Origin of the sequence: Pseudomonas sp. LRP2-20 (assembly GCF_024349685.1) — a bacterium.
In the GTDB taxonomy this organism is placed as follows: domain Bacteria; phylum Pseudomonadota; class Gammaproteobacteria; order Pseudomonadales; family Pseudomonadaceae; genus Aquipseudomonas.
The window spans coordinates 4,323,900-4,335,437 of sequence record NZ_AP025944.1 but is presented as its reverse complement, the minus strand read 5'-3'; the positions used below and the strand labels follow the sequence as shown (position 1 = coordinate 4,335,437).

At 63.7% G+C, this 11,538-nt stretch carries 12 protein-coding genes; 7 read left to right on the top strand and 5 right to left on the bottom strand.

Translation table 11 applies throughout. The features are described from left to right. Window positions 1–8 precede the first annotated feature (8 nt). The 7 genes from OCX61_RS19420 (at window position 9) to OCX61_RS19390 (ending at window position 5,749) form a co-directional block, all read left to right on the top strand. Window positions 9–1,001 (top strand): alpha/beta fold hydrolase, encoded by a 993-nt coding sequence (locus tag OCX61_RS19420; RefSeq protein WP_261940972.1) that lies wholly within the window; start codon window positions 9–11, stop codon window positions 999–1,001. Window positions 1,002–1,222: 221 nt separating this feature from the next. Further along, window positions 1,223–1,714, top strand: a complete 492-nt coding sequence (gene rraA, locus OCX61_RS19415) for a ribonuclease E activity regulator RraA (protein ID WP_054883439.1) — start codon at window positions 1,223–1,225, stop codon at window positions 1,712–1,714. A 27-nt stretch (window positions 1,715–1,741) separates the two neighbouring features. Further along, window positions 1,742–2,737 carry a divalent cation transporter CmaX gene (gene cmaX, locus OCX61_RS19410; protein WP_261940971.1) on the top strand — a complete coding sequence of 332 codons (996 nt, stop codon included), beginning with the start codon at window positions 1,742–1,744 and terminating at the stop codon, window positions 2,735–2,737. Between the two features lie 93 nt (window positions 2,738–2,830). Next, entirely contained in the window at window positions 2,831–3,094 is a 264-nt protein-coding gene (locus OCX61_RS19405) for a CrfX protein (RefSeq protein WP_261940970.1), read from the top strand. 2 nt (window positions 3,095–3,096) lie between these two features. Continuing rightward, window positions 3,097–3,921, top strand: coding sequence for a mechanosensitive ion channel family protein (locus tag OCX61_RS19400; protein WP_085674901.1), 825 nt, complete (start codon window positions 3,097–3,099; stop codon window positions 3,919–3,921). A 113-nt stretch (window positions 3,922–4,034) separates the two neighbouring features. Continuing rightward, complete coding sequence (gene sigX / locus OCX61_RS19395; protein WP_033696348.1) at window positions 4,035–4,601, top strand: RNA polymerase sigma factor SigX; 567 nt, start codon at window positions 4,035–4,037, stop codon at window positions 4,599–4,601. 110 nt (window positions 4,602–4,711) lie between these two features. Beyond that, on the top strand, window positions 4,712–5,749 hold the full coding sequence (locus OCX61_RS19390) for an OmpA family protein (RefSeq protein WP_261940969.1): 1,038 nt from the start codon (window positions 4,712–4,714) through the stop codon (window positions 5,747–5,749). Between the two features lie 79 nt (window positions 5,750–5,828). Here the strand turns inward: OCX61_RS19390 and cobA are convergent, their stop codons facing one another. From cobA to OCX61_RS19365, 5 genes are all read right to left on the bottom strand, one after another. After that, a complete protein-coding gene (cobA, locus tag OCX61_RS19385) occupies window positions 5,829–6,569 on the bottom strand; it encodes a uroporphyrinogen-III C-methyltransferase (RefSeq protein WP_261940968.1) in 741 nt (246 codons plus the stop codon). 27 nt (window positions 6,570–6,596) lie between these two features. Then, window positions 6,597–8,264, bottom strand: a complete 1,668-nt coding sequence (locus tag OCX61_RS19380; protein ID WP_261940967.1) for a bifunctional protein-serine/threonine kinase/phosphatase — start codon at window positions 8,262–8,264, stop codon at window positions 6,597–6,599. A gap of 9 nt (window positions 8,265–8,273) precedes the next feature. Beyond that, complete coding sequence (locus OCX61_RS19375) at window positions 8,274–9,485, bottom strand: nitrate/nitrite transporter (protein WP_261940966.1); 1,212 nt, start codon at window positions 9,483–9,485, stop codon at window positions 8,274–8,276. Between the two features lie 200 nt (window positions 9,486–9,685). Next, window positions 9,686–10,261 carry an ANTAR domain-containing response regulator gene (locus OCX61_RS19370; RefSeq protein ID WP_261940965.1) on the bottom strand — a complete coding sequence of 192 codons (576 nt, stop codon included), beginning with the start codon at window positions 10,259–10,261 and terminating at the stop codon, window positions 9,686–9,688. Window positions 10,262–10,272: 11 nt separating this feature from the next. After that, entirely contained in the window at window positions 10,273–11,475 is a 1,203-nt protein-coding gene (locus OCX61_RS19365; RefSeq protein ID WP_261940964.1) for a CmpA/NrtA family ABC transporter substrate-binding protein, read from the bottom strand. Window positions 11,476–11,538: the final 63 nt, after the last annotated feature.

Sequence of the window (11,538 nt, the reverse complement as noted above, 5' to 3'; positions counted from 1 at the left end):
GCAACCTTATGCAAAGCAGCAGCAACCTTTTTCCCGTGGCCTTGCTCAGTGCCGAGCGCCGCGGCGACCTCAGCGAAGACGTGTACCGGATCAAGGCCGGCAACAGCCCTGACCCCAGCGTCGAACTGGCCGTGACCCGCCTGGGCCTGGCTGATCAAGGCCGGCCCCAGGGAGTGCCGGTGATTCTGCTGCATGGCAGTTTCTCCAACCGACGCTTCTGGTACTCGCCCAAAGGCATCGGCCTGGGTGCCTATTTGGCGCGGGCCGGGTTCGATGTGTGGATCCCGGAGATGCGCGGTCATGGCCTGTCGCCGCGCAATATCGCATGGAAGCACAACAGCGTTGCCGACTATGCCCGCGATGACCTGCCATTGATTGGCGCATTCGTGCGCGAGCAGTCTGGCCAGGCGCCGCACTGGATCGGCCACTCCCTGGGTGGAACCACCTTGGTGGCGGCATTGGGTGGCGGCTTTCTCAAGGCTGAACAGGTGGCCAGCGTGGCGCTTTTCGGTACGCAGATCAGCCGTGTCTACTGGCCGCTGAAAGTGCCTCCGCTGACCTGGGGAGCGAAATTGCTGCTCAAGCGCTGGGGGCAGATTTCCGGGCCCCGTTTCAAGCGTGGGCCGGAAGACGAGCCAATCGGACTGGCCCTTGAGAGCATGCGCTGGCATGGCCTGTTCGGCCGTTTTGGCGACAAACAGGGTGATTGGTGGGCGGCGTTAGCCGAAGTGGATGTGCCGCTGCTGGCCGTGGCCGGTGCCGGCGACTTCCAGGACCCGGTGTGGGCCTGCCGCAAGCTGTTCGATCAGCTTGGTGGTGCGCGCAAGCAGTTCCTGCGCCTGGGGCGCGAAGAAGGCTTCGAGGCCTTCGGGCATGTCGACATGCTGGTGAGCAAGGCGGCGCAGGCGCAGGTCTGGCCGCTGGTGGAGCGGTGGTTGCGCGATCCGCTGTTGCCGGTGCATGAGTCGACGGTGGTGTGCGAGCCTGTGCCTGCCAACTGAATCAGTTGCGCCTGTACCGGCCTCTTCGCGGGCAAGCCCGCTCCCACAGGGACCCCTCAGGTCCTGAGGGCAGTGATGTACCTGTGGGAGCGGGTTTACCCGCGAAGAGGCCGGTACAGGCTGAATACACAACTGACTGCCTGGTCCCGGATGACTGCGATGGCATCTACGGTGTAGCCTTGGCCGATACCCGCTTTCGTTGTGACTGACAGGAGCTTCCCATGCAGCATTACGTAACGCCCGACCTGTGTGACGCCTACCCGGACCTGGTTCAGGTGCTGGAGCCGATGTTCAGCAACTTCGGTGGCCGCGACTCCTTCGGTGGCCAGATCGTCACCATCAAGTGCTTCGAAGACAACTCGCTGGTCAAGGAGCAGGTCGAACTCGATGGCAAAGGCAAGGTCCTGGTAGTCGATGGCGGTGGCTCGCTGCGCCGTGCGCTGCTCGGTGACATGCTCGCGGAAAAGGCTGCGAAAAATGGCTGGGAAGGCCTGGTGATCTATGGCTGCGTGCGTGACGTCGATGTGCTGATCCAGACCGACGTCGGCGTGCAGGCCCTGGCCAGCCACCCGATGAAAACCGACAAGCGCGGCATCGGCGACCTCAACGTGGCCGTGACCTTTGCCGGTGTCACCTTCCGCCCGGGTGAGTACCTGTACGCCGACAACAACGGCGTGATCATCTCGCCAAGCCCGCTGAAAATGCCGGAGTGACGCGCAGTACGCGCTGATGGAGCTTTGATGTTCGAGGAAGACAACGCGCAGTGGGGGCTGGTGCATGCCCTGGTGCTCGATGGTAAAGGGGGCGCGCGCTCGATTGCCCGGACCGAGCTGGACGACCTGCAGTTGCAGCCACAGGAAAGCCTGTGGCTGCACTGGGACCGCAGCCATCCGCAGACCCGCACCTGGCTGTTGCAGGACAGTGGCCTGAGCGAATTTGCCTGCGACCTGCTGCTGGAGGAAAACACCCGGCCGCGGTTGTTGCCGCAGCCGGGTGAGCAGCTGCTGTTGTTCCTGCGTGGGGTCAACCTCAACCCGGGCGCCGAGCCCGAGGACATGGTCTCGGTGCGCATCCATGCCCAGCCGCAGCGGGTCATTTCGCTGCGCTTGCGGCCATTGCGTGCCAGCGATGAAGTCCTTCAGCAGCTCGAAGAGGGCAGGGGACCGAAATCGGCGTCCGAACTGTTGCTGCTGATGGGCGAGTTGCTGACCGAAAAGGTTCAGAGCCTGGTCAGCGACCTCTCGGAACTGGTCGACCTGGAAGAAGAAAAGGTTGAATCCGACGAACGGTATACCCCTGAGCAGGGCAGCCTGCAGCAGATCCGTCGCCGCGCCGCAGGTTTGCGCCGCTTCCTGGCGCCACAGCGGGAGATCTACGCCCAGCTGTCGCGCAGCAAGTGCAGCTGGTTCTGCGATGCCGATGCCGATTACTGGAACGAGCTTAACAACAGCCTGATCCGCTACCTCGAAGAGCTCGAGCTGACCCGCGAGCGGGCAGCGCTGGTGCTGGAAAGCGAAGACCGCCGGCGCAGCGAGCGGATGAACCGGACCATGTACCGCTTCGGCATCATCACCTGCATCTTCCTGCCCATGAGCTTCATCACCGGGCTGCTCGGCATCAACGTCGGCGGCATTCCGGGGGCGAGCAACCCGTATGGCTTCCTGCTGGCCTGCATCGTCGTGCTGGCGCTGGCGGTGGGGCAATGGTGGCTGTTCAGGCGGTTGCGCTGGGTATGAAGGTGCCGAATCCTCTTGAAACATTCGTTCCATGGCGATGTGTGACCCATCGCCCGGCCATCTCGTCTCTGAGTGACACTGCGCGAGGTGCCCATGCACGATCCGTTTGAACAATCCCTGCGCGACCTGCTCAAGGCGTCACCCTCCGGTGAAGAGCGCGATGATGCCGCATGCCTGGGTCGCGTGCTGAAAACCGCCAACCGCCAGGTCGGCGCCGGTGATCTGTTCAGCCTGCTTGGCCGTTGGAGCCAGGCGCTGCTGATCGCCGTGAACAATGGCTCGGCGCACGTTGCGCCGGTGCGTCGACACTCTACCCGCAACGCTGCCAATGGCAGCAAAGCAGATAAGGCCGATTGAATATGGAACTCGATCTCTGGACCCAGAGCCTGGTCACTGCGATGACCGCCCTATGGACCAAGGTAGCGAACTTCATCCCCAACCTGTTCGGCGCGCTGGTCGTGGTGCTGCTCGGTTTCGTGGTGGCCAAGCTGCTCGATACACTGCTTTCCAAGCTCCTGGCCAAGTTCGGCCTGGACCGCCTGATGGCCGGCACCGGGCTGACCAAGATGCTTGGCCGGGTCGGCATCCAGGTGCCGATCTCGACCCTGATTGGCAAGATCGTCTACTGGTTCGTGTTGCTGATCTTCCTCGTCTCGGCCGCAGAGTCACTGGGCCTGGAGCGGGTTTCGGCAACGCTCGACATGCTCGCCCTGTACCTGCCCAAGGTCTTTGGCGCAGCCCTGGTACTGCTGGCTGGCGTGCTGCTGGCGCAGGTGGCCAACGGCCTGGTGCGCGGCGCTGCCGAAGGTATCGGCCTGGAATACTCCGCAGGCCTGGGGCGCATCACCCAAGGCCTGGTGATCATCATCAGCATCTCGGTGGCCATCAGCCAGCTTGAGGTCAAGACCGACCTGCTCAACCACGTGATCGTCATTGGGCTGATTACCGTTGGTCTGGCCGTTGCGCTTGCCATGGGCCTTGGCAGCCGCGAAATTGCCGGGCAGATTCTGGCCGGCATCTACGTTCGCGAACTCTACCAGGTCGGCCAGCAGGTGCGGATTGGAGAGGTTGAAGGAATGATCGAAGAGATCGGCACGGTCAAGACGACGCTGTTGACCGATGATGGCGAACTGGTGTCGCTGTCCAATCGCGTGCTCCTCGAGCAGCGAGTCAATAGCCGCTAACCGCACAAAAGCTGTTAATGTATGCCGCCGCGAAAATCGCCCCATGGGGCTGAGCGGCGACATTGACCTGACTGTCGGCCAGATCCGTTTTGAATAAAGTTCATTCGCCGCCCATGCGTTATGACCCCCGCGAACTCACCGACGAGGAGTTGGTGGCGCGTTCGCATGAGGAGCTGTATCACGTAACCCGCGCCTATGAGGAACTCATGCGGCGCTACCAGCGGACCCTGTTCAACGTCTGTGCGCGTTACCTGGGGAACGATCGCGACGCTGATGATGTCTGTCAGGAAGTGATGCTGAAGGTGCTGTACGGTCTGAAGAACTTCGAGGGCAAGTCCAAGTTCAAGACCTGGCTCTACAGCATTACCTACAACGAATGCATTACCCAGTACCGCAAGGAGCGTCGTAAACGCCGGTTGATGGATGCCTTGAGCCTGGACCCTGTAGAAGAGGCGTCCGAAGAAAAGGCACCGAAGCCGGAAGAAAAAGGCGGGCTGGACAAGTGGTTGGTGCATGTGAACCCGATCGATCGGGAAATTCTGGTGTTGCGCTTTGTCGCTGAGCTGGAATTTCAGGAGATCGCCGATATCATGCACATGGGCTTGAGCGCTACGAAAATGCGCTACAAGCGCGCGCTAGACAAGCTTCGTGAGAAATTTGCAGGTCTGGATGAAACTTAGTCCCTTGTAAATATCTCTAACGGATCGGCGAGTTCTGCTAGACTTGCCGTCGAGTTGTCCCCCGGATGTTGGTGGGACTGCTTAACTATCACCAGATGGGGATTTAACGGATGAAATTGAAAAACACCTTGGGCTTGGCCATTGGCTCGCTCGTCGCTGCTACTTCGTTCGGCGTTATGGCTCAAGGCCAGGGCGCAGTCGAAATCGAAGGTAACGTTACCAAGCAGTACTACGACAGCGAGCGTAACTTCAAGAACGACGGCACCAATCCTGGTGTTCGCCTGGGTTACTTCCTGACTGACGACGTATCCCTGGACCTGGGCTACAACGAGACTCACAACGCTCGTGGCGAAGTCTTCAACAAGGACATCAAAGGTTCCAAGGCCAAGCTGGACGCTACCTACCACTTCGGTACCGTCGGCGACGCTCTGCGTCCGTACGTTTCCGCTGGTTTCGCTCACGAGAGCCTGGGCCAGGCCACTCGCGGCGGCCGTGACCACTCCACCTTCGCCAACGTTGGCGCTGGCGCCAAGTGGTACATCACCGACATGTTCTTCGCCCGTGCCGGCGTAGAAGCCATGTACAACATCGACGACGGCAACACCGAGTGGGGTCCGACCGTTGGTGTGGGTCTGAACTTCGGTGGCAGCGGCGGCAAAGTTGCTGCAGCTCCTGCTCCAGTTGCTGAAGTCTGCTCCGACTCCGACAACGACGGCGTTTGCGACAACGTCGACAAGTGCCCAGACACCCCAGCCAACGTTACCGTTGACGCTGACGGCTGCCCGGCTGTTGCCGAAGTCGTTCGCGTTGAGCTGGACGTCAAGTTCGACTTCGACAAGTCGGTCGTCAAGCCAAACAGCTACGGCGACATCAAGAACCTGGCTGACTTCATGAAGCAGTACCCACAGACCACCACCGTGGTTGAAGGTCACACTGACTCCGTCGGCCCAGACGCTTACAACCAGAAGCTGTCCGAGCGTCGTGCCAACGCTGTCAAGCAGGTCCTGACCCAGCAGTACGGCGTAGAAGCTAGCCGTGTTGACTCGGTTGGCTACGGCGAAACCCGTCCGGTTGCCGACAACGCCACCGAAGAAGGCCGCGCTATCAACCGTCGCGTTGAAGCTCAGGTAGAAGCCCAGGCCAAGTAATTGGTTTGAAGCTTCCATGAAAAACCCGGCCTCGGCCGGGTTTTTCTTTGCCTGGAATTTCTATTGCCTGTGCCGGGCATTACCCGGCCTCTGCTATCCATTCCTGAATCACCTGCTCCCCTACCACCTCGCCGATTACCAGGATTGCCGGGCTGCACAGCCCGAATACCCGGGCATCCTCGACCATCCCCGACACATCGCTGCGGCATTCCCGCTGCTCCGGCAACGATGCATTTTCTATCATCGCCACCGGCATCCCCGGCAACATGCCACCCTCCAACAGCCCGCGGCGGATCTGCTCCAGGCGCGCCACCCCCATGTACACCACCAACGTCGTGCCGCCCTGTGCCAGTGCTGCCCAGTTCAGCTCGCTGTCATCCTGGGTGTGTGCGGTCACCAGCGTCACCCCACGGCTGACGCCACGCGAGGTCAGCGAGATTCCGCACTGGGTGGCACCGGCCAAACCTGCGGTTATGCCGTTGACCAACTCCACGTCGATACCGTGGCCCTGCAGCCACAGTGCCTCCTCGCCGCCACGGCCAAAGATGCACGGGTCACCGCCCTTGAGCCTGACCACACAACGCCCCTGCCGTGCATGACGCAGCATCAGGCGCTGGATGAAGGCCTGGGGCGTGGAACGACAACCGCCGCGCTTGCCAACGGCAATTACCCTGGCTTGCGGGCAATGCTCCAGTATGGCGGGGTTGACCAGATCGTCGATCATCACCACCTCGGCCTGTTGCAGCGCGCGCACGGCCTTGAGCGTGAGCAGTTCAGGATCGCCAGGGCCGGCACCGACCAGCCATACTTTTGCATTCATAAACGTTTCCTCATGGACAAGGTGCGCTCAACCCTTGAGCAGGGCAAACAGCAGCATCAGGTTGAACAGCAGAGACAGCAGGGCCAGGGTCCGCCAGACCTTCAGCGGCTCGCGTTCGAGCAGCGGGCGCGGGCGGCTGGGCAGTTCCTGACGGTCACCGCGCTCGAGCAGCAGTAGCCACTGTTCGGCGGTTTCAAAGCGTTGCGCCGGGTCTGTTGCCACGGCTTGCAGCAGGTTGTGCTGCAGCCATTCGGGCAGGTCGGGGCGATAGCGGGATGCATTGACCGGCTGGCCGAAGCGTGGGCGCTGGAAGGCCTCGATCTCGCCGTAGGGGTAGTGCCCGGTCAGCAGCAGATAGAGCGTGACGCCGACCGCGTACAGGTCCTGGCGCGGGCTCGGCGGCTGGCCCTCAAAGGCTTCCGGGGCAATGAACGAAGGCGTGCCGGGCAGCTCGTGCAGCGGCTCCTGGGAAAGGCCGGGGCAGTATGCCAGACCGAAGTCCAGCAGGCGCAGCTGGCCGTCATCACCCAGGTGCAGGTTGTCGGGCTTGATGTCCCGGTGCAGCAGGTTGCGCCGGTGCAGTACGCCGACCGCTTGGAGCAGCTGGCGGGCGACTTCCATCCACTGCGCCAGCGCCAGCGGGCCCTGTTCGGCAACGTGTGCCGCGAGGGTCTTGCCGCTGTGTTCGCGCATCACGTAGTACAGGTGCTGACGCTGGCTGGCGGCGTGCAGCTCAGGGAAGTGGCGGCCTGCGACCCGGCGCAGGAACCATTCCTCCAGCAGCAGGCCTTGTGCGGCGCCGGGTTCCTGTTCGCGGTCCTCGGGCAAGGTCTTCAGCAGCCATGGCTGGCCCTGGGCATCGTGCACACGATAGAGCAGTGACTGGCGGCTATGCGCCAGGCACGTTTCGACCTGCCAGCCATCGAGCAGCTGGCCTTCGCGTAGCGGGCCCGGTAATGGCCATTGCTGCAGTTGCACCAAGGTGTCGCCGAGGTTGGCCGTGCCCAGCTGGTCCACCCTAACCAGCAAGGCGCTGGCATTGTCCTGGCTGCCGTTGTGGTGGGCGCTGGCAACCAGTGTGTCGGCGGCCGACTGCAGGTCGGGCTGTTCGCGCAGCACGGCCTGGATGTGCTGGTCGCCAAGGCTGGCCCATACGCCGTCGCTGAGCAGCAGGTAGCATTCACCGGCCTGCAGTTCGCCGTCCAGGTAGTCGACCAGCAGATGCTGGTCCAGGCCCAGCGCGCGCTTTAGCACGTGTTGCATGCCGGGCTGGTCCCAGACGTGGTCTTGGCTCAGGCACTGCAGGCGCCCGGCATGCCAGCGATAGGCCCGACAGTCGCCCACGTGCGCCAGGGTGAAGCGGCGCCCGCGCAGTACCAGGGCGCTCAGTGTGGTGAGCAGGGGCTGGCTGCCCTGGGCGCGCAACCAGCGGTTCTGTGCCAGCAGCAGGCGGTCAAGGGCCTGGGCCACGCCCCAGGTGGCGGGCGTGGCGTAATAGTCCATGGCCAGTGCCTGCAAGCTGGCACGGGCAGCCAGGCCGCCGTCGGCGCATTGGCTGACGCCATCGGCGAGGGCGAACAGGTAACCCTTGCTGGCGGCCAGCTCCGGCGCCGGCGTGACCAGGCGCAGGGCGTCCTGGTTCTCCGTGCGTGGCCCGGTGGCGCTGGCCTGGGCAAAGCTCAGTTGCAGGCTCATGGCGCCGCCTCAGACCCGTGCCGCGGTAACCGCTGCCGAGCCCCAGGTGGTGCGCCAGCGTTGCTTGACCCCGTGCAGGCCGAACCAGGCGAGCAGGCCAAGGCTGGCGAACAGCCACAGGCCCAGCTGATAGTCGCCGCTGTGCTGCTTGATGGCGCCGAGGCCCGCTGCCAGCAGGAAGCCGCCGGTGCCACCGGCCATGCCGATCAGCCCGGTCATCACGCCGATCTCCTGGCGGAAGCGTTGCGGCACCAGCTGGAACACTGCGCCGTTGCCAGCGCCGAGGCCGAGCATGGCACTGACGAACAACGCCAGGGCCGCTGCGGCGCTCGGCAGGTTGAAGCCGACCGCGGCGATGCAGATGGCGGCCACGCTGTACATGCCGAGCAGGGTGCGGATGCCGCCGAAACGATCGGCCAAAGCGCCACCCAACGGGCGCATCAGGCTGCCGGCGAACACGCAGGCCGCGGTGTAGTAGCCGGCGGTGACCGGGCTCAGGGCGTACTGGTCGCTGAAGTAGCCGGGCAGGGCGCTGGCCAGGCCGATGAAGCCACCGAAGGTGACGCTGTAGAAGAACATGAACCACCAGCTGTCACGGTCGCCCAGGGCTTTCAGGTAGTCGGCTGCCGCCTTGGGTTTGGGCCGTTGTGGGGCGTTGCGGGCGAGCAGGGCGAACAGCGTCAGGGCCAGCAGCAGTGGCAGCACGGCAAAGCCGAACACATTGTTCCAGCCAAACCCGGCGGCCAGCACCGGGGCCAGCAGTGCGGCGAACACCGTACCGGAGTTGCCCGCCCCGGCGATGCCCATGGCCTTGCCTTGGTGCTGCGGCGGATACCACTGCGAGGCCAGCGGCAGCGACACGGCGAACGAAGCGCCGGCAACACCGAGGAACACGCCCAACAGCAGGGCCTGCTCATAGCTGTGCACGCCCAGGTACCAGGCGCCGGCGAGGGCGACGATGACGATCACCTGGCCGATCAGGCCGGCGGTTTTCGGCGAAAGGCGGTCGACCAGCACACCCATGACGAAGCGCAGCACCGCACCGGCGAGAATCGGCGTGGCCACCATCAGGCCGCGTTGCTGGGCGCTCAGTTGCAGGTCGGCGGCGATCTGTACTGCCAGCGGGCCAAGCAGGTACCAGACCATGAAGCTCAGGTCGAAATACAGGAACGCGGCGAACAGCGTGGGCACATGCCCGGATTTCCAGAAGCTGGTACTCATCGAACACCTCACTGGGCTATGCAACGGAAACGAAAAAGACGCCGCTACCCGGTCCACTGGCGTGGAGGGGAGAGCGACGTCTTTGTCGGGAGTTTTATGAGGCAACCGCCGTTGGCTACCGGTGGAATTTCTTCAGCAAGAGCTGGGCCAACTTTTATCGCGTGTGCCAGCCTTTTCGCGGCTGCGCAACGGGCGCCGCGTCAGCCGAGCATTTCATGCATGGCAATGATCTGCTCGGCCACCTGGATGAGCTTCTGCTGCCGGCTCATGGCCTGCCGGCGCATCAGGGTGTAGGCCTGTTCCTCGTTGCAGTCCTTCATCTTCATCAGCAGCCCCTTGGCCTGTTCGATGCGCTTGCGCTCGGCCAGTTGCTGGTCGCGCGCCAGCAGCTGGGCCTTGAGGGCCTGGTCACTCTCGAAGCGGGCCATGGCCACATCGAGAATCGGCTGCAGCCGCGCGGCATGAATGCCTTCGACGATGTAGGCGCTGACCCCGGCCTGGATCGCCTGGCGCATCACCGCCGGGTCATGTTCGTCGGTGAACAGCACGATTGGTCGTGGCTGGTCGCGGCTGACCAGCACCACCTGTTCCATGACGTCGCGGTCGGGTGAGTCGGTATCGATCAGCACGACGTCCGGGCGCACCGTTTCGACGCAGGCGGGCAGGTCAATGGTCAAGTCTGGCGCCTCGATCACCTCGAAGCCCGCTTCGCGCAATGCCGCCTTGAGGCGGCCAAGCTTGTTCCGGGTATCGTCGATCAGCAGGATGCGCAGCATGGTGATGGCCCTCACAGACCGACTCGGGCATCGGGCGTATCGCCCAAGGCGTGCAGGCGGAAACTGCGGGCGTAGGCATACGGATCAGTGCCGTCCCAGCGCGTGCCATCGATCAGCAGGCTGCTGCGCATGGCTGACTCGGGGCAGGGCACGCCAAGTGCGCCGGCGGCCTCGCTGTACAACTGCAATTGCTGCACCTGGCGAGCCACGCCGAGGTAGTCAGGGTCGTCGCGCAGCAGGCCCCAGCGGCGGAACTGGGTCATGAACCACATGCCATCCGACAGGTATGGCAGGTTGGCGCGGCCCTGGTCGAACAGGCGCAGGGCATGCCGATCGTGCCAGGCGTTGCCCAGGCCGTCCTGATAATCACCCTGCAGGCGCGGCTCGATGTTCTCGAGGGGCGTGTCGAGGTAGGCGCTGCCGCTGAGCAACTGCGCGGTGCTGCGCAGGTTCTCAGGGCTGTGTTCGATAAACCGGCTGGCAGCGAGCACCGCCTTGACCAGCGCGCGTGCGCTGTTGGGGTAGTGCTCGACAAAGGCGCGGGCGCTGGCCAGTACCTTTTCCGGGTGGTCGGGCCAGATCGACTGGCTGGTGGCCAGGGTGAAGCCCTGGCCTTGGCTGACGGCGGCAGCGGCCCAAGGTTCGCCGACGCAGAAGCCGTCGATGCGCCCGGCCTGGATATGCGCCGCCATCTGGGCCGGTGGCACCACCACGCTGGTGACGTCGTGCAACGGGTGGATGCCTTGGCTGGCCAGCCAGTAATACAGCCACATGGCGTGGGTGCCGGTGGGGAAGGTCTGGGCGAAGGTCAGTCGCGCGCCATGCTGGTGCACCCGTTGGGCCAGTGCTTCAGGGCTGGTCACGCCTTGGCGCTGCAGGGCCGGCGACAGGTTGATGGCCTGGGCATTCTGGTTCAGCCCCATGAGTACCGCCATGTCGCTGGCCGGCACACCACCGATGCCCAGGTGCACGGCGTAGACCAGGCCGTAGAGGCAATGGGCGGCGTCCAGTTCGCCGCTGGCCAGCTTGTCGCGCAAGCCGGCCCAGGAGCCCTGGCGCTTGAGGTTGAGGGTCAGGCCGTGTTGCTGGGCGAAGCCCTGGGTGGCGGCGACCACCACCGAGGCGCAATCGGTCAGGGCCATGTAGCCGATGTTGAGGCTGGGTTTTTCCGGCGCGTCGCTGCCGTTTACCCAGGCTAGAGGTGCTGTATTCACGAAGGTCCTCGCCCGTACTGAATAGGCTGTAGGCAAGGGAAGTAGCAACCCATGTGCCAAGCC